Origin of the sequence: Nonomuraea purpurea, assembly GCF_042650645.1 — a bacterium.
Taxonomy (GTDB): Bacteria; Actinomycetota; Actinomycetes; order Streptosporangiales; family Streptosporangiaceae; genus Nonomuraea; species Nonomuraea purpurea.
The window spans coordinates 347,784-364,933 of sequence record NZ_JBHSBI010000002.1; the positions used below are offsets into that span (position 1 = coordinate 347,784).

At 67.2% G+C, this 17,150-nt stretch carries 21 protein-coding genes and 1 pseudogene; 6 read left to right on the plus strand and 16 right to left on the minus strand.

Annotation, left to right across the window (positions count from 1 at the left end; genetic code table 11):
- The first annotated feature begins 184 nt into the window (after window positions 1-184).
- The 4 genes from ACFOY2_RS05470 to ACFOY2_RS05485 all read left to right on the plus strand — a co-directional run bounded on the left by ACFOY2_RS05470 (window position 185) and on the right by ACFOY2_RS05485 (window position 1,689).
- Window positions 185-754: a hypothetical protein gene (locus tag ACFOY2_RS05470; RefSeq protein WP_379526799.1), complete on the plus strand. Its 570-nt coding sequence runs from the start codon at window positions 185-187 to the stop codon at window positions 752-754.
- A 9-nt stretch (window positions 755-763) separates the two neighbouring features.
- On the plus strand, window positions 764-955 hold the full coding sequence (locus tag ACFOY2_RS05475; RefSeq protein WP_379526800.1) for a hypothetical protein: 192 nt from the start codon (window positions 764-766) through the stop codon (window positions 953-955).
- A gap of 56 nt (window positions 956-1,011) precedes the next feature.
- Complete coding sequence (locus ACFOY2_RS05480; RefSeq protein WP_379526801.1) at window positions 1,012-1,164, plus strand: hypothetical protein; 153 nt, start codon at window positions 1,012-1,014, stop codon at window positions 1,162-1,164.
- Window positions 1,165-1,497: 333 nt separating this feature from the next.
- Window positions 1,498-1,689, plus strand: a complete 192-nt coding sequence (locus ACFOY2_RS05485) for a hypothetical protein (protein ID WP_379526802.1) — start codon at window positions 1,498-1,500, stop codon at window positions 1,687-1,689.
- A gap of 53 nt (window positions 1,690-1,742) precedes the next feature.
- On the opposite strand, the gene ACFOY2_RS05490 is transcribed toward ACFOY2_RS05485, so the two are convergent.
- The 3 genes from ACFOY2_RS05490 to ACFOY2_RS05500 all read right to left on the minus strand — a co-directional run bounded on the left by ACFOY2_RS05490 (window position 1,743) and on the right by ACFOY2_RS05500 (window position 4,279).
- Complete coding sequence (locus ACFOY2_RS05490; RefSeq protein ID WP_379526803.1) at window positions 1,743-2,300, minus strand: ribbon-helix-helix domain-containing protein; 558 nt, start codon at window positions 2,298-2,300, stop codon at window positions 1,743-1,745.
- A gap of 7 nt (window positions 2,301-2,307) precedes the next feature.
- Window positions 2,308-2,877, minus strand: coding sequence for a hypothetical protein (locus tag ACFOY2_RS05495; RefSeq protein WP_379526804.1), 570 nt, complete (start codon window positions 2,875-2,877; stop codon window positions 2,308-2,310).
- Window positions 2,878-2,995: 118 nt separating this feature from the next.
- Window positions 2,996-4,279, minus strand: a complete 1,284-nt coding sequence (locus ACFOY2_RS05500) for a helix-turn-helix domain-containing protein (RefSeq protein ID WP_379526805.1) — start codon at window positions 4,277-4,279, stop codon at window positions 2,996-2,998.
- A gap of 474 nt (window positions 4,280-4,753) precedes the next feature.
- On the opposite strand from ACFOY2_RS05500, the pseudogene ACFOY2_RS05505 reads away from it, so the two are divergent.
- Window positions 4,754-5,863 (plus strand): annotated as a pseudogene (locus ACFOY2_RS05505) (SUMF1/EgtB/PvdO family nonheme iron enzyme); the annotation flags it as partial.
- A 354-nt stretch (window positions 5,864-6,217) separates the two neighbouring features.
- Here ACFOY2_RS05505 and ACFOY2_RS05510 read toward each other — a convergent pair.
- The 4 genes from ACFOY2_RS05510 to ACFOY2_RS05525 form a co-directional block, all read right to left on the minus strand.
- Window positions 6,218-6,655 carry an NUDIX domain-containing protein gene (locus ACFOY2_RS05510; RefSeq protein WP_379527002.1) on the minus strand — a complete coding sequence of 146 codons (438 nt, stop codon included), beginning with the start codon at window positions 6,653-6,655 and terminating at the stop codon, window positions 6,218-6,220.
- 1,366 nt (window positions 6,656-8,021) lie between these two features.
- Window positions 8,022-8,567 carry a helix-turn-helix transcriptional regulator gene (locus ACFOY2_RS05515; protein WP_379526806.1) on the minus strand — a complete coding sequence of 182 codons (546 nt, stop codon included), beginning with the start codon at window positions 8,565-8,567 and terminating at the stop codon, window positions 8,022-8,024.
- Window positions 8,567-9,133, minus strand: coding sequence for a hypothetical protein (locus tag ACFOY2_RS05520; RefSeq protein ID WP_379526807.1), 567 nt, complete (start codon window positions 9,131-9,133; stop codon window positions 8,567-8,569). The genes ACFOY2_RS05515 and ACFOY2_RS05520 overlap by 1 nt, the downstream gene beginning before the upstream one ends.
- Before the next feature lie 288 nt (window positions 9,134-9,421).
- Window positions 9,422-9,607 carry a hypothetical protein gene (locus tag ACFOY2_RS05525; protein ID WP_379526808.1) on the minus strand — a complete coding sequence of 62 codons (186 nt, stop codon included), beginning with the start codon at window positions 9,605-9,607 and terminating at the stop codon, window positions 9,422-9,424.
- A gap of 80 nt (window positions 9,608-9,687) precedes the next feature.
- Between ACFOY2_RS05525 and ACFOY2_RS05530 the strand changes: the two genes are divergently transcribed.
- The gene (locus ACFOY2_RS05530; protein ID WP_379526809.1) at window positions 9,688-9,972 is read left to right on the plus strand and encodes a hypothetical protein; all 285 of its coding nucleotides are present in this window, start codon (window positions 9,688-9,690) and stop codon (window positions 9,970-9,972) included.
- Here ACFOY2_RS05530 and ACFOY2_RS05535 read toward each other — a convergent pair.
- The 9 genes from ACFOY2_RS05535 to ACFOY2_RS05575 form a co-directional block, all read right to left on the minus strand.
- Window positions 9,969-10,157, minus strand: a complete 189-nt coding sequence (locus tag ACFOY2_RS05535) for a transposase (protein ID WP_379526810.1) — start codon at window positions 10,155-10,157, stop codon at window positions 9,969-9,971. The two genes, ACFOY2_RS05530 and ACFOY2_RS05535, sit on opposite strands and share 4 nt — an antisense overlap.
- A 136-nt stretch (window positions 10,158-10,293) precedes the next feature.
- Window positions 10,294-10,425, minus strand: a complete 132-nt coding sequence (locus ACFOY2_RS05540; protein ID WP_379526811.1) for a hypothetical protein — start codon at window positions 10,423-10,425, stop codon at window positions 10,294-10,296.
- A 37-nt stretch (window positions 10,426-10,462) separates the two neighbouring features.
- A complete protein-coding gene (locus tag ACFOY2_RS05545) occupies window positions 10,463-12,847 on the minus strand; it encodes a DNA translocase FtsK (protein WP_449290127.1) in 2,385 nt (794 codons plus the stop codon).
- Window positions 12,844-13,569, minus strand: a complete 726-nt coding sequence (locus ACFOY2_RS05550; RefSeq protein WP_379526813.1) for a hypothetical protein — start codon at window positions 13,567-13,569, stop codon at window positions 12,844-12,846. The genes ACFOY2_RS05545 and ACFOY2_RS05550 overlap by 4 nt, the downstream gene beginning before the upstream one ends.
- Before the next feature lie 270 nt (window positions 13,570-13,839).
- Window positions 13,840-15,966, minus strand: coding sequence for a Yip1 family protein (locus ACFOY2_RS05555; RefSeq protein WP_379527003.1), 2,127 nt, complete (start codon window positions 15,964-15,966; stop codon window positions 13,840-13,842).
- A complete protein-coding gene (locus tag ACFOY2_RS05560) occupies window positions 15,966-16,367 on the minus strand; it encodes a hypothetical protein (protein WP_379526814.1) in 402 nt (133 codons plus the stop codon). Before ACFOY2_RS05560 ends, ACFOY2_RS05555 begins: the two co-directional genes overlap by 1 nt.
- Window positions 16,327-16,719 carry a hypothetical protein gene (locus tag ACFOY2_RS05565; protein ID WP_379526815.1) on the minus strand — a complete coding sequence of 131 codons (393 nt, stop codon included), beginning with the start codon at window positions 16,717-16,719 and terminating at the stop codon, window positions 16,327-16,329. The genes ACFOY2_RS05560 and ACFOY2_RS05565 overlap by 41 nt, the downstream gene beginning before the upstream one ends.
- Window positions 16,720-16,968 carry a hypothetical protein gene (locus tag ACFOY2_RS05570; RefSeq protein ID WP_379526816.1) on the minus strand — a complete coding sequence of 83 codons (249 nt, stop codon included), beginning with the start codon at window positions 16,966-16,968 and terminating at the stop codon, window positions 16,720-16,722.
- The gene (locus ACFOY2_RS05575; protein ID WP_379526817.1) at window positions 16,965-17,117 is read right to left on the minus strand and encodes a hypothetical protein; all 153 of its coding nucleotides are present in this window, start codon (window positions 17,115-17,117) and stop codon (window positions 16,965-16,967) included. Before ACFOY2_RS05575 ends, ACFOY2_RS05570 begins: the two co-directional genes overlap by 4 nt.
- Window positions 17,118-17,150 lie beyond the last annotated feature (33 nt).

The following is a 17,150-nucleotide window of genomic DNA, read 5'->3' on the forward strand; positions in this document are numbered from 1 at the left end:
GCTGGTGGCCGATCCTTAAAACGCTTCCGCAGCATCCCGAGCTCGCGGACGACCGCACGCCTGAGCGCGTGCCCGGCCTCGAAGGCGAGGCCAACTGACGAGCCCTGTCCCGGGCTCACCTGGAGCGCCCCGCCGGATGCGGAGGCACTCTCTTTATGTCACCTCATGTAGGAGCATCCTCAAAATGCGCATCTCCAAGAGCGCGGTCCTTCTCGCTGCCGTCGTGGCCACTGCTGGCCTGACGGGCAGCCCGGCCTCGGCCACCAGTACCACCGCGCCGATCGCTGCCCTGGACATCACGGCGATCGGCTACAACGCCTATGGCGCGGACACATCGACGAACAGGAACGCCGAGTTCGTCGAGGTCAAGAACGTCACCGAGACGCCGGTCAACGTCGCGAACCTGCTGCTGCAGGACGCGTGGGCGCGCGGCCGAGACAAGACGACCGGCTGCAACACGTTCAAGCTCGCCGCCGGCGTCCTGCCCGTCGCGTCGGGTGGTGTCGCTGACGAGCTGCCCAGCGGTGCTGTTCTCCGCATCCACATGGGCGCTGGCACGCCGGGCGTCGACCGGGCGAACGTCCGCCACGTGTACGCGAACATGCGGACGGCCTGCGGTTACAACGGCCACATCTTCAACAACGGCCCGTCCGGTTCGAACAAGTGGGCCGCCTGGGACACCGCGTGGATCACGCTCGGCTCCGACAGCGAGTCGAAGTCCTACAACTTCAGCTTCGGCTACATGGCCCGGTAGGAGGTCTTCATGAAGGTCGGAAAGGTAGCAAAGAGCGTCGTCGCTGCTCTCTTCGCGGCTGCTGTGGTGGTCAACGCTGCGGTGTCGGATGACGTGTTCACCACCACGGAGCTGGTGAACAGCGTCCTGGCGGTGCTGACGGCGCTGGGCGTGTACATCACGCCGAACGCTGAGCAGTCCGAGCCGCGGCGCCTGAACTGAGCCCAGATTTCGTCGGTCGGACTCGCTAGCGTGGCGGGGTGGATCGGTGGATATGGGTGTCCCTGGACTTCGCGACGTTTGCGATCGTGGTCCGGGATGGCCGTGTCGTCGATGCCGCCCCGATCGCCCGCTGGGCTGTAGGAAAGCCTGAACAGCGGGTCGCCGACCATTTCAGAAGCAAGGGCGCGGAGTTCGTTCCGCTGCCCTGATCCCGGAGGACGGCATCGCCCGAGTCCGGTCTCTCGCAACCAGCCAGGGGCGCTTTCGGGCGTCGTCTGGATTGGGAGTCCAGTGCCCGACTGCCCGCGCTGCGGCGGGCAGGGACAGAGGGCTCAATCGTGGAGAACCCCAGGGGAGACCCTGGTTACGTAACTGGCTGGACTCTCACGGGGCCGGGTCATCCTTCGGGGTGGCCCGGCCCTTCTCCCGTTTCGGTACGGTGATCGCATGAGTGGACGCTTCACGGGCGCGGACTTCTAGGGTCACGCCAGAACGACTGGCGGGCCTAGACAGGACCCGTAATGTCCCGCACGGATAACACGATGCCGCTCCGCCTTCAGACGGAGGACGGCAAGGTCTTCATGCGTTGCGTCGGCGGCTCCTACGCCGGGGTCGGCAGAGACTGCAACATGTACGAGCGGCGGGCACGTCAGCGTGTACGGCTCGCCCTGCTGAAGGGTGTTGAGCCGGAGCCGACCCGACATCGAGGCCACGCCAAGTGGATGTACTGGTGACAAGCGAGAGCCCGCCTGATCCTTCGGGATCGGGCGGGCTTCGTGTTGTACGGCTACGCGTAATCCGGTTCGTCGTCCTCTGGCTTGGGGCCGAAGTCGATCTCATCGTCGTCGTCCGCATCGGCGCGGACACTGATGCCGCGATCGATCAGGGTGTTGATGGTCATGAAGAACAGGACCGTGCGGGAGCGCCACCCGTCATGCCCCTTGCTGGTCACGAGGTCGAGCGCTGCCGGGCTCGGTATGGACGGATGGTGTCCGTCCAAGACGAGTTGCCCGTAGGCCGTCTGGAATAGTTTGGCCAGCTTGTACGGGTTTGGGGCGAGTCTTCTGAAGAGGCGGAACCGCCCCGTGACCTTTTCTGCGTCGTTGGAGCCGATCCACGTCGCCATCGTCTCGGCGATCGGGGCGAGGGTTGTCTCCATGGGGCTGTCTCCGGGTCCTGTGCGTGCGCGGACGCCGGAGACGACGATCTCTCGCAGGACATCGGCCCTGGTGGCGTCTGCGGTTTTGGCCATGGCGTCTACCTGGTCCAGGATCGGTTCGGGGATGGTGACGCTGACCTGCTTGCCAATGGAGGGCCTTCCGCCCTTGTTGTCCTTGTCTGTCATGTTCGTCCTATATGCAGTCGTAGCAGAGGCCGCGCACACCGCGCAGGCCGTCGAGGTCGCCGTGCGGGTTGAGCGGGCCACCGCAGCTCTGGCAGCAGCCACGCCGTGCCTGAATCGGGTGTAGTTCGTCTTCCAGCGCTCCAATGAGTTCGCTTGCTTCGGCCTTGCTGATCTGATCGAGATCAGCGGGCGCTTGGCGTCCAGCCTTGGCATGCAGGTCCTGTAGGAAGCGGATTTGCTTGTCCGTGGCCGGGTTCGCGGCCCGGTAGGCGGCGCGTTCGGTTCGGCGCTTCTCGCACTCCCGCTCGGCGCGGATCGCCTCACCCTTTTCGATGCCTGCGACGTTGAACGGTACGACTGCATGGCCAGAGGAGTCCTGCCACTTGAAGAAGTGCGGGTTGACCGGTCCCGTGTAGCGGACTCTGACACCGGTAATGCCGCGCTCTTCGGTGCCGTAGTAGCTGAGCACGATGCCGCGCACCCAGACGAAGGTACCGTCCTGCATCACGTAGCCGAAGGTGACTTCGGCGTTGCGGCGAGCGCGAATGTCACAGAGGACTTGCGGCAGGTTTCCCATGTGAAAACAGTAGCATGATGCTTGATGTTTTCACATGGAAAACTATGGCCGAATGTGGACGCGAAGGAGCCCCCGCCCAATCCGGGCGGGGGCTCCTTCGCGTTGTACGGCTACAGCGTCAGGCGACGGGCATGGTCAGAGGGCGACTGATGGCCCTGGCGAGCTGGGATACGCCAGCGACCCGGGGGTGGCGCTCCACCAGCTCGGCCGCGATCATCCGAATAGACGGCCGGTCAAGCACCTCCGCCGGCGCATGCTGGTGCGCTGCCAGCAGAGCTGCTGCAGTCTGTTCGGGCTTGCCCCATTGTGCCCAGTAGCGGGCGAGGTCGGTGTTCAGACGTCCGCGCCGCTCGGGCGTGAAGAACATCTCGTCCCGCAGGTTCTGGGCGGCATGGAGCGCGGAACCTGCGTCGCCAAGGACATAGTGGATGTTGGAGCGATAGAGCACCGTGAACGGCTTGGCTGTCGGGCTCATGGCCGGAACCCTGACGGCGGCATGCTCGGCCTCGGCGATCCCCTCCAGGGCGCGATCCCGGTCACCCGCCCATGAGTAGGTGTACGCCCGCGCGCACAGGATGCGCAGGTACATGTCGACCTGGGCTGTCGTTTTCAGGCCGGTCGCCTCCAGTTGGTCGACGCCCCGCGTCATGAGGATCGCGGCCAGGTCGGGACGCCCCTGCTTGCGCAGCATCATGCCCCGCGCCCGCATCGAGGCGGCCCGAGTCACCGGCTCTTCTGAACGGTCGGCGTACAGGACCGCCCGCTCGGCGGCGATCTGGGCCGAGGACTTGCTCCCGATCTTGTTGAGGGTGTCAGTCGCCAGGCCGTAGCTTGCCGAGACCAGCGCCCATGCGGCTGGCGTATTGGCCTGATCAGCCGCCCCCCGAGCCGTCGCCAGAAGCCCTGGCAAGGCAGCGGTCAAGCCGGACAGGTCGCTCACATCAAACTGGCGGCGCGCTGCCCGCAGTAGTTGCGCGGCCTCTTCCGGCCCGGCGGGACGATCCGGCAGTTGCGGCACTGCTAGGGCGTCATCGACGCCCCGAAGTAGTGACAGCGGGATACTCAGCCCAGCCGCAGTGAGTAGTGTGCGACGCCGCATTGGATCGGTCCCCTCGTCGTCAGAGCTCCCACCACTTACTGTATCCGCAGCATGGCTGGGTGTAACAGCATGTCCCGTCATGGCGTGGACGCCGATGTCGAGAAGTCCGAAAACCGTTGGCGACAATCCCAACGCGGCGGCAAAGCTGCGCAGCACCACAGTGTCGGTCAGGGGCACGATTCCGCGCTCAAGACGGGAGACCTGAGAGGCGGAATACCCAGTCAACCGGCCAAGATCGGTGAGCGTCAGGCCCTTGGCCCGTCGAACGGATCTTACGATCTCGCCAGCGTGACGTAATGTCATCGGCTGCTCCGCATGCGTGAGTCCCCGCCTCACCGTAACCGGCCCACGCGCCGACGGCGCGGCTGTTTGCAAAACACGCAACCTATTGCCGACATGAGCAAACGCCCTTGGAGAAAGGCGCAGGTCCGGGGCTTGCTGGAGCACAGGAAAAGCTCCGCGCCAGAAGGAGGACCTACCGTGGCTGAGATGGCTATGCCGACGGCTTCCGGCCCGCAGCCGACGCCGGGAGACATCGTCGCCGAGATCCAGGCGAGAGTGACGGACGTACGCGAGACGGCTCGCGCGGGCGGCGTCCGGCTGCTGGCGCCGCTGCTGGTGCTGGGCACCATGGAGCGGGTCGGCTCGAACTGGCTGTCCGACAGCCTGCGCCCTCTCATGAGTCAGCACAACGAGCCGCTCCGGCAACAGCTCGGACCAGACCACCCAATGTCGGCGCTCAACACGCACCCGGTCGGGTTGGACGAAGCCGACCAGATGCTTACGCCGTACGCGCGACACTGGTTGACAGCATTCGCCGTCACCAAGTACAGCCCAACCCGTCAGGTGATCAAGGAGACCAACCTGTTCACTGCGGTTGAGCACGTCCTGACGCTATTCCCAGACGCGCCCGCCGTGGTGCTCACACGCAGCCCGCTCGGCGTCGCTAGCTCCTTCCGGCGCGGCGATCTGTTCACACGCTGGCGCTACCCAGACCGCTATCGGCAGATCGCCGCCACGGCGTCGAGCACCGGTCTGGCCCACCTCGTGCCTGACGACGATCCCCCCGAGGCGGTGGCTCTCACGCGCCTGCACGTGCTGAACACGCTCCACCTGGCCGCCGCCCTCGACCGACGCCGCGATGGCCGGCCACTCACCGTGATCGCCTACGAGGAGGCAGTCCTCGACCCAGCTACGTCCTGGGCACGGCTGGCTCACATCGTGCCCGAGTTGGACGGCGTCCCACGCCCGAGCACGACGACGCCGCCGGACAACTGCCAGCCGGTCCGCGACGACACGTTCGCCACCACCACGGCGAAGACCAGCCTCGTCGCACACCTCGACAGCCGATCCGCCGAGCTGGTGGGCGAGACCGCAGAGCAGACACTCCTCGCGGCCCGGCGCGTCTTCCCCGCACCGGTAACGACGCTGGCCACACGGTGGCTAACGGGAGAAAGCCTGTACACGCTGGCACCACCGCCCGCCCGCCGCCCGCCGGCACCGCGCCCCGACATCAGCCCCTCCAACACTCCGGTCGCATACGTTGCTCGCTGCGGACTGTACTGGCGCAACCTGCTGGTATCGAACGGCGAGTTCGCCGCATTCCTCAACGAGCTCGCCGACCAGGGCCTGCACAACAGCTCCGGCGGCGCCTACCTGCTGTGCTGCGAGATGCCGCACGAGCGAGGTGGCCGCTTGCACCGCGACCCCGTCAGCGGCCGGTGGACGGTCAGCCCCGGGTTCGAGAACCATCCGGCGTACTGGGTGACCTGGATCGGCGCCGCCGCGTTCGCGGCCCGCCACGGCGCGCGCCTGCCGAAGCTGGCCGAGATGGCCGACCTGATGGCCGGCGCGCAGGCCTCCAACACCGACTACGCGGAGGGCGACACCGTGGCAGTCGTCCAGGACGACATGCCGGCCGACGCCATCCACCACCTGCTCGGCAACGTCCAGGTGTGGTGCGCTGACGGGCCCGACCTGGCCGACGAGCCCGTGAGCAGGTGGCTGACCGGGGCCGCGTGGAACACCCCGTCGACGTGGGAGGAAGTCATGCGGCCGCGGCACCGCCACCTGGCGGGCAGCTCTCGCGGCGTCGGCATCCGCCTCATCTCCGACGATCCCGACCGTCCGATGCCGGCCGACCTGGTGGCCGGGCTGCTGGGCGAATGGATGAGCGGCCTGGCCGAGCGCAGCCTCCCCTTGAGCGTGCTGGACGGCCGACTGGTGGAGGTGTTCACACGGTTACAGGCCGATGTTGGACTTGGCGCCCATGTAGGAACCAGCGCCGGGCCATCCAGCCTGAGCCAGCTCGACGAACCGCGGGGAGAAGCCGATCGCCGGCAGGTCGGTCAGCGGCACGAACCGCACGCCGCGGATCGGCGTGGTGTCGGCGCCCTCGGTGACGGCGCCCACGCTGCCGCCGACCCGGGTGGCCTCGAACGTCAGGTGCACGACGTGGGTTCCGCCACCGGGCAGGTGGTCGCACACGTACAGGAGCTGGCCGACCTCCACGTCGATGCCGGTCTCCTCGCGCATCTCCCGCACCAGGGCGTCGCCGATGGGCTCGCCCGGCTCGACCTTTCCGCCGGGCAGCGACCAGGAGCGGCCGGTGTCGGTGTCTTGGTCAAGGAGCAGAATCTGGTCGCCCTCGATGACGACGCCGGTGACACGTACCTTCACCCGGCCACCGTACCCCGGCAGGCCGCGCCGGGGGCCGGGAATGGACGGTCACGGGTGGTGATCGCCGCCGGAGGACTGGGCACCAGGGTCCACCAGTGGGCCCGATACCTGCCCAAGGAGTGGCAGCCGGTGGACGGCCAGCCCGGCATCGTCCACATCCTGAACGAGATCGCCTACCTCGGCCCGGCCCACGTCGTCATCGTCTACCACCCCTACTACGAGTCGTTCGTCGCCTGGGCAAGACAGGCCCTGACCCTCGACGGGCACCATCGCTACCTGCGATCAGCTGGCCGTGCCCTTCGCGACGATGCCCTGCCCCCTGACGTGACCATCGACTGGGTGCCGCAACGTGGCAGCTACGGCGACATCACGTCCGTCCTCAACGGCGCCGATCACCTCGCCGGTCAAGGGACCTCCAGCGGTGGCGAGCTGCTGGTGGTGTACGGCGACAATCTGTACCCGGGGACCAACCCGCTGGCGGCACTGCGGCAGCCCCCTGACGGCGTGGAAGTCCTCGCACGTCCGTACCAACCGGACCTGGCTCAAGAGCGCGGTGTGATCGCCACCGAGCACGGCGCCGACGGCGCCCTGCTGGTCGAACTCGTGGAAAAGCCCGATCGGTGCGCCGCCCGAGCGCTGGAGGAGCGGTACGGCCCGGAGAACTTGATGCTGGTGGAGGGCCGCTCCCGCGTCGATGACGACTTCCTCGACTACGCCCGAACGTACCTGTCCGAGCCCAGCGGCGAGCCAAGGCTGTCGCTGGCCCTGGCCGCCTATGCCAAGCACCATCCGGTCCACGTCGTCCCCCTCCACGGCGATGTCATCGACCTCGGAAAGGCGAACGCGGAACTCCTCGACGCCGTCTTGATGCCTTGACCTCGGCCAGGAATGAAGCGGCCCCGCCCCTGGACAGTCAGGGACTGGGCCGCTTCACCCCGAAGTTAGGCGCGCTTCCACCGCCAGGTGGCCTTCGTGTACTGCGTGCACTTGTAGCGCTTGTTCGTCACCTTCGCGTACCCGTACCGCGTACGGGCCGCCTTGGGACAGAAAGCGCCAGCGGTGATGCAACGCCATACATTCCCGTCGCGCTTGTACGTGCACGCCGACGCAGCGGCGGAGGCCTGGGCATGGACGGCAGCGGAAGCCGTCCCCGCGGCGGCTACAGGGGCGACCAGGACCGCGCCAGCCAGGGCGGCGGAGGCGACGAGACGTTTGAACACGCAGACTCCTGTGTGTAGCGGGTGGAACGTGACAGGAGATGAGACGGCAGAAGTCACGATCCGGTTGTCGCAGGCGGCTGTCCGGATGCGGACAGACGAAAGCCCCACCTGCCACAGCGGCGGGTGGGGCTCGTCCGTGGGAGAGGCTAGCGCTCCAGCCAGGCGATCAGGTCGGCCTCGTCCCAGATCGGCGTGCGACCGATGTAGCGGGACGGCTTCGGTGCCTGCCCCCTCGCGGTGTAGGCACTCCACGTGCTCGGCGCGATCTTCCGACCGTGCGCTTCCAACCACTTCAGGACCTGGTCTCTGGTCATCCCCTTGTCTGCCGCGCCCTCCTCGTACGAGGGAACCGGCTGCTGGGCAAACGCGCCAATGATCGAGTACTGGGGCGGGATGCGCCTGCACTGCTGCTCCAGGTAGTCATGCTGCGACATGACTGAGTCGGCGGGGTAGTGCGACCAGCCGGACCAGCCCATCCGGTACGGCTGGTCGAGCTCGTCGGCCGAGTACCAGCGCTCGGCATCGGGCATCGTCTGCCGGATGGTCTTCTCGGACTGGACCCAGATGGTGCAGCGTCCGCCGAGACGCTGGGCAACCGCTTCTGCCAGGGCGCGGGCGCGTGGGGAGAGCGCGTCGAGGTCAACCGGCTCGGGGTCGCTGTCGTCGCGCAGGCACAGGTTCACGGTCGCCATCACGCACCGTCCTCGGCCAGGTTGTCCAGGCGGTCGTCCTCACGCTCGACCCGCTCGGAGACGCGGGCGGCGTTGCCTGCGGCGGCGGCCTGCGCCTTGCGGTGCAGTTCAGCGAGACGGGGCGCTCCATCCAGGCGGGTCATGTCCACGAGGTATGCGGCGATGGTGTGGCCGGGAAACTTCGGCGACTCGCCCAGCGTGCGGTCGAGGCCGATCCGCTCACGGCCGATTCCGTCGTCGTACGTCTGCCGCACGTGGCCGAGGTAGACGACCTCGCCGGCGTGCTTGCCGTCGAGGGTGACGGGAGCGCCGGTCTCGAACGCGGCCTTGAGCTGGTCGGCGTCGCCGAGGACAGCGATGCTCGCGCCGGGGGTGCTCACCTTGGCGGTGAGGGTGATCGGTGGGTTCATGGTCGCCTTTCCGAGGGCGATGCGGTGGGCGAGGGAGCGGGCTTCGACGATCCACCGGCCGGCGAGTTTGACGGCGGTGACGACGCCGCGGCGGCACCAGGCGCGGATGGTCGCGACGGTGACGTTGGCCTGTGCGGCTGCGGCGGTGGTGTTCATGTCGCTCTCCCTCTTTCGAGAGCCCGACCGTACAGCCTCACGCTGTACAGCGTCAAGCTGTATTGGGGGATCTTCTCCACTAACTCCCCGGCGCCAGCCACACGCGCTACCGTAAGAACTCCTAGGCCCCGCTCCGGCGGGGGTGATCCACAGTTCTGTTGGGGCGAACTGTTGGTCCCGCTCCAGCGGGAATGGCCCATAGTCCTGTTTGGATCCAAGATTGGCCCCGCGAAAGCGGGGAAAGAGAAGCCCCGTCCCTCGTCGGCGGGGCTTCTCTGCGTCCAGTCGCTACTCGCCCATCCGCTCGCGGTACATCTGCCGCACCCTCTCGCGAACCTCTGGCGGTACCGGCTCACTCGCCGCTATGCGGGCGTCCAGGCGCGCCTGTAGCCGCTCCTCCGGTGTCAGCGCCGCCCACTCCTCATCCGTGCGCCCGCCGCGCTCCACAAGCTCGTCAAGGTCTGCCTCATCCATGGCCTCATCGTGGACCCGCCACGTGATCGGCCGCAGGCGTGTCCGTATGATCCGGTCGGACCACGAACGGGGAGACGACCATGGCCGACGCTGAACTGCGAGAAGACCTGATCCAGGTGCGACGCGATTTCCTGTCCGCGCAGGACCGGCTGAGCGCCGCCGGGCGAGCGCTGCCCGCGTACGCGGCCGTGATCGCGGGAGAGGCCGAGGCTGCCGCGGATGAGCAGCGGGAGGAATGGGCAGCGGCTCAGGAGGAGTGCCGCCGCCTGGCCGTGGCAATCCAGGAGCATCCGTACTGGGAAACGGTCGAAGATCGCAAAGCGGCTCGCAAGGAGATTGAGGCTGCGGCTGAAAGCGACCGCTAGCTGGGGAAAGGGATGACCTCGACCAGGTCGGCGAGATCCACATGCTGTGTGACCTGGGCGATGGTTGCGCAGTAGCCGAGGAGGAATCGGCCGTGACGGCCTGTCTTGGTGACCTTGAAGACTTCTCTGCGATCGAGTCGGATGACCTCGACTTCGATGCCTCGGGGTCCTCGCCAGGATGTCACGCCAACAGAGTACGCAAAGCGGATGAATTAAGACAATGCGGACATTTAGGGTAGCGGTCCAGCGGGATCGATTGCCCTATCCCATGCGAAAGCCCCGGCCCGCTGGGAGGAAGCGGGGCCGGGGCTCGTCAGTGGGTCAAGCGCGGATCCGAGTGGACATCACGTTGTCGCTGGTGAAGGGGAGATCGTCATAGAACGCCTCGTCTTCCGCAGACGCCTCGATCTCGATGGTTTCGCCGTTCTTGGTGTGGATGGTGACCTTTGCCACGATTGGCCCTCTCATCTTTGGGCGTTGGTTGTGTGATCTAGCAGTCGCGCAGATCAGCCAGCAGACCAGGCAGATCATCGGGTCTCACCATGACTTCGCGCGCCTTGGAACCCTCGCTCGGGCCGACCACGTTGCGGCTTTCGAGCAGGTCCATCAGCCGCCCTGCCTTGGCGAACCCGACCCGCAGCTTGCGCTGCAACATCGAGGTCGAGCCGAACTGGGTCGTCACGATCAGCTCGGCCGCCTGGATCAGCAGGTCGAGGTCGTCGTCGACATCGATCGGTTCCTTTGAAGGCTCTGCGCTCGGGGTGACGTCGTGGTAGGCGGTGGCGCCCTGCTGCTTGCAGTGGGCGACGATCTGGGCAATCTCCGACTCGGTGACCAACGGCGACTGAATTCGGATGGGCTGCGTCGTCCCCATCGGCATGTACAGGCCGTCGCCTTCGCCGATCAGATCTTCGGCGCCCGTCTGATCCAGGATGATCATCGAGTCGCGGTGAGACGCCACTGCGAACGCCAGCCGCGACGGCACGTTCGCCTTGATGAGGCCGGTGACAACCTTCTTCTCGGGCCGCTGCGTGGCCAGCACCATGTGGATACCGCACGCCCGCGCCAACTGGGTGATCCGGATGATGCTGTCCTCGACCGCCTTGGCGGCGACCATCATCAGGTCCGCCAGCTCATCCACGATCACCAGCAGATACGAGTACGGCTCGATTGAGGTACCGTCAGCAGCCTTGAGCTTGCCCGAGCCGGCGGCCTTGTTGAACTCGTCGACGTGCTTGAACCCGTGGACGGAGAGGGCGTCGTAGCGGCGCTCCATCTCGCCGACCACCCAGTCGAGAGCTTCGGCGGCCTTTCGCGGGTTGGTGACGATCGGCGTGATCAGATGAGGGATGCCCTGGTAGGCGGCCAACTCGACCCGCTTCGGGTCGATCAGCAGCATTCGAACCTCTTTCGGCGTGGCTCTGGTCAACACCGAACAGATGAGTCCGTTGACGCACACCGACTTGCCGCTGCCGGTGGCGCCGGCGACGAGCAGGTGAGGCGTCTTGGCCAGGTTGCCCACGATCGGCTGGCCCTCGACGTCCTTGCCGAGCCCGACCGTGAGCGGATGCTTGCGCGCTTTGGCCTCCGCGGAGCGGAGGATGTCGCCGAGCCGCACCACATCGCGCTCCAGGTTGGGAACCTCTACACCGATGGCGTCTTTGCCGGGGGCGGGGGCGAGCATCCGGACGTGCTCGTTACGGCACGCCATCTGGAAGTTCTTGAGCAGGCCCGTAACCTTTTCAACCTTCACCCCGTCGCCGAGTTCCACGTAGTAGCGGGTGACCTGCGGGCCCCGCACGTGCCCGGTCACCTCCGCGTCGATGTCGAACTTTTCGAGGACGCGGCCGATCGCGTCGGCGACGGTGGCGTTCGAGCGGGTGCGCTGCTTGGGCGCGGGTCCGCTCTTCAGCGGGGTGAGGTCGGGCAGCTCGTAGACGGGCTTCGGCTTCTCCGGCTCCTGCACAGGCTGAGGTTTCGCCTCCTCTTGGGGCGCTGGCGGCGTCTCTGGCTGGGGGGCGGGTTTCGGCGCGGCCTGCTCTTCAGCGTCGGATGTGGGCGCAGGCGTGGGCCCTGCAGACTCCTGCGCGGGGGGCTCCTCGGCCGTCTCCTCGAGCTCGGCGGTCTCGTCCTGCACCTCTGGCTCGGGGGCCGGGTTGTAGCGGACATTCGTGCGACGCGGCGCCTCCTTGCCTTTGGCCGCCGGACGCTTCCGATCGGTCGCTGTCCAGGGCAGCGGGCGGCTGACGACCAGCGCCATACCGCACGCCGTCATCACGAGCAGCAGCGCGACTACAACGGCCGCCCACACGTAGAGGACGGGCCAGGAGGTGGCGAGCCCGACCAGGCCGCCGGCGTCTGCGAGGTGCTGCCAGGCGGCGGCGTTGCCCTCCACGGTTGGGGTGCCGTGGGCGAGATGGACGAGGCCGAGCACGGCGGCGAGGATGAGCGTGAGGCCGACGCCGCGGCGCAGCGTGGTCCGGTGGTCGTCCGGCCGCCGCCACACCCTGACCGCCATCCAGGCCAACAGGAGCGGCGCCAGCACGCGTGAACCCGCCGTACCGAACAGGGCAGCCAGCGGCGTGACGGCGAACTGCACGGGGATGACCTGTACGGCCACCATGCCTGCGGCGGCGAGGAAGAGGGCGAGAGCGGCTGAGTCATGGCGCCGCGCCTCGTCGACGTCCTCGGGGCCGCCAAGGGCGCGGACCAGGTTGCCGATGCCGCGTGCCAAAGCTCGGTAGGCGGATCTCGCCAGTTTCCCGACATCGGTGTTGCTGGACCGGCGGCGCGGTGCGGTCGTGCGGCGTGTTGCGGACTTCCTGGCCGTGGTCTTTCGTGCCGGAGTCGGCTGGGTGCGGCGTCGGCTTGTCATCGGCCCAGCCCTCTCCACATCCAGCCGAACCAGCCCAGCACGCCCACCGCAAGCGCGACGGCACACCCAAACTTCAGTGGTAACGGCGCGGCCGGCGCGGCGATGCAACCGAACGCCACCACCGCGACGAGGACCGCCGCGCCGATCCCGGCGACTCTGGCGAGGAAGGAGGTGGACTCCCGGACCGCGGTCGTTGGCGCGCCCTCCTGTACGGCCTCCTCGCCGCGGATCTGCCCGCTGTCGGCGGGCGGCGTTCGGCCGGCACGCTCGTACACGTCAGCCAGCCTGGCCTCCGGGTCGAAGCGCTCCTCCAGCTTCGTGAGCAGCGACTCCTGGAGGTCGGCGAGTGCGGTGTCGAGGTCGTCGTCGGCGATGGCCCGCTCGGTTTCGGCGATCTGCAGCAGTACGTCGGCGTCGTCGCCGAACTCGCCCAGCGCCCAGTCACGCCAGATGGTCTCCAGCAGGTCGGCCCGCTCTATCCGATTGGCGGTGCCTGCGAGCCTCCACCAGGTGTCGTCTTCCCAGGCGGGGTCTTCGTCGTGTGTGGGCTCGGCTGTTGCGGGGCTATCGAGAAGGGCTTCGGTGTCGCCTATCAGGCCGACGAGGCGCGCCTGCGCCGGGTTCTCGGTGAGCCTGTGCTCGAGGTCGTAGAGGAGGGTGGCGCGCTCGCGTGGGTGGCGTGTGTGGGCGAGTCGTTTGATGGTCTGGGTGGCGGTGGTCATGGTGGGCTCCGGTGGTTGGGCACCCCCTGTGCGGGTGCGTTGTGGAGTTGTGCGGGCACGCTGTGTGAGTGCGCGGTGGTGTGCGGCATGTGCGTTGATCTTGTGCGGGTGGCGTGCGGTTACTCTGCGTCGATGTGCGGGACGTGCGATGATCTCGTGCGGGCGATGTGCGTAAGGACCGTCATGCGGCTATGAAACTTACGCACACCCTCCCCCGCCTAAAGAGAAAGAGGCGCCCGCACACCGACGTGCGCCGCACATCCGCCACGGTCACACCCCGTGAGGCGGGCCGGGCTGCCGTTCCAAAGGCGACGCGATGAGATCCCAGCCGTCCGCCGCCGGGTTCGGGGCGATGCACTTCATGCCATCGGACTCCCACCGCTCGGTCTGCCGGTAGAGGAACCTGCGCTCACGCTTCACGTCACTCAGCCACTCAGTCAGCATGGCGGTGGTCACCTGCCGGGTGCCCGACCGGTACAGCGCATCCAGGCGCTCGTCCCAGATCCGCTGCGCCTCGGCCGGGGTAGGGGAGGGCTCGCTGCCGTCTTCCTCGCCATCGTCCTCAACTTCGGTGTCGATGGACTCTTCCGGGTCGATGTCGTCGAAGTCGTGTGGTTCGGCGTGGTCGCCGAGGTTGCGGCGGCGGGCGTCGGCGAGTCGCCCGAGCATCTCCTGTCGATCTTGTGCGTACTGTGCGTCGGCCTGCGCCTCCGCCTCTTCCTGGTCGCCGTCGTCGACATCGCCGACGAGGGCTTCCACGACATGGCGCGCTTCATGATCGTTTCGCTGTGCTTGGTGTGCCAGCTCGCCTGGCCGCAGCGGGCGCCCATCCAAGCTGTAACGGATGCGGCGAGAGAACAACTCGCCGAACAGCTCCGCCGTCACCGGGTCCATCGGGTCCCGGAAACGCTCACCGACCGCGACCGCCTCCCGGAGCTGGTCGCCCGTCGAGTTGTACATGCGCAGCATCTTCGGCCAGCGGAACTCCGGGATGCCGATCCCCGATATGTAGCAGTAGCCAGGCCGCGACTTGCCCCACGTCGGCAGGTTCCGCTTCCCGAGCGCCTCGATCACCGAATCCGGCAGAACCTGCCCGACGTCATCCGACTCCGTCATGCCGAAACAGATAGCATCCGGGTGCTGTTTCCGCAGGTCCGTAGACAAAGCACGATAGATCCACGACTGGGTCGACGACACGATCCAGATGCCAGCCGCGCGGGCGTCGCTGACGAAGGTGACGTAGTTCTTGGTGAACCTGCTGAGAGCCTTCGACTCCTCGAACCACACCAGGAGCAGATTCAGCGACGAGCGCGGCGCCCACCTCGTCAGATCCTCCCTGGCCAGATGAGCCTTCCGGCCGCGCATGACATGCTCGATGCGCTGCATGAACAGCCGCGCCTCCTGCTCGTCCGTGATGAGCCACGTCAGGCCGCCGGCGACAGGGCCGAAAATCTGCAACTCGGTGGACAGGTCAACGCCCACGATGTTGAGGCGCCCCATCGCCATCAGCGAGCCCAGGAACGATCGGGCGCCGGTGCTTTTACCAGACCCGGTCACACCGCCGATCTTGACGTGGCCGACGTCGTGCGCGTCCGGGTCCCGTTCAACGTCGCCGACGATCTGCACCCGCACCGGGCCCGTCTGATACTCCCCGATTGTGAACGGATCCACCGGCGTGATCCCCAGGAGATCGGACGTAAGCCCAGGCCACGGGATGGATCGCTTCAGGTTGTCGCGCGTGGGGATCTCGACCTCGCCGGTCCCGTCCCGGTCCGGGTGCGTGGTCAGATTTGACCCGCCCGGCACCGCCCGCGCGTACGCCGCCATCGGCGCCACCAGGTTGCGGGCGTCATCGGACACGCCGCCCGGCTTGGTCGCCCACTTCGCACGGATGACACCCCGATCATCGACCCGCGGCTTGGAGAACTCGACCGGCGCGGCCTCGAGCATCTCCAGCATCTGGTTACGCGGTCCACCAGAAGATGCCGCGCCCGCGTATTTCGAACCGCGCCAGATCGCCCACACGGCCCACACGATCAGCGACGACACAATGTAGGTCCACACCATCCACACCTGCGGGCCGACGATCAGCCCCAGCACGAGATTCATCGTGCCAATGACGCCGGTCGCGAGCATCACCAGCCGGAAATGGTCACGCGAACCGGCGCTCGACACCATGAACCAGGTGACACCGACGCCGATCACCAGCAGAAGGATGGCCAGCAGCGGCGTGAGAACCGGGTCGCCTCCGCCAAACGCGTGCGCCCCCAAAACGACCAGCGCGAACACGACACAGCCGATCAGCGGAGCAGCCAACGGCAGGCCGTGAATCCGCCACCACCCGCCAGACATCCTGGCCAGATGCTCCTGGTCGTAGACCTCCGAGCGGCGGCCCATCACACACGCTCCACCCGGTAGCGGCCCGACTGGCCGACCGTCGCGGACGCAGTCGACTTCGGCGCCACCTCGGCCGCCACATACTCGCCGTGCACCAGCGACATCTGCACGACGCTCTTTGCCGCCTCCGTCAACGCCTCGGCCGCGTTTTTGCCGTGCCCGCGGACCGACAGCGACAGGAAGAACTTGTGCAGCCAGTGGCCGAGTCCGTGCCCGGCGCTGCGCTCTCGATGCCAGTCGGCAGCTCGGCCGGCGTCCTCCTGCAGCAGCAGAGCGATGTCCATCATCAGCATCCGCTGGTACTCCAGATACTCCCGGTAGGAGGCGTGGCTGCGCGTGAAATGCGAGGTGGAGACCTCGCTAGCCGCCTGACTGATGCTGACCCTTACCAACCTGGCCATCCGTGCTCTCCCTTTCCTTCTCGTACTTGCCGTGGGCTTCTTCCAAGTCCTGGTTGACGTCCCGCCACTTCTTCATCTGGGAGACGGCCTCCATGAGCGCGTCGCCGACCTGGCGGCCATGCCCGCGCGTCCGCCGCGACAGGGACACTCTTTTCGCCCATGGGACCCGGCGGCCTTTCAACGGTTTGCGCCTGGCCAGCCAGGTTGCGGAGATTTCGGCGTCCTGCCTGGCCATGAGCGCCCACCGCTCCAGCATTTCGATCACGTTGTCCAGGTAGTCGGCGTGCGCCTGCGGTGTGGCGATGGGCTCGCCGTCCTGGAACTCGGTGACACGCCCGACGAAGTCAGCCATCTACAGGTCTCCAATCACGTCTCTGAGCAGCCGGATCGCGGTCCGCCGGGTTTCGGTGAGGGCGACGGTGTGGCTGAGCATCGTGAACGTGGAGGTGGTGTCGCGGGCCGCCCAGATCCAGCGGCAGCGCGTCGTCCACAACCTGGTGCGCAGGCTGGCCACGGGATCGGCACAGAAGGCGATCGCCACAGCGGCCAGAACGAGCACAGCGAGGGCGACGTATTCGAGGAGGCGCTCGTGCCAGGTCATTCGGACATCCATTCCGAGCGTTGCCGCAGTTCTTCGCGCTCAGCGATGTCGCGGCAGACCTCGTGATACTTCCGGCAGGCCCGCCAAACCGCTCCCAGGAAGACGGTCACGAACAGGATGACGGCGGCCACGTCGCCGGTCTCGACCATCAGCGCGACCCAACCGGCGAAGCCGAGGAGGGC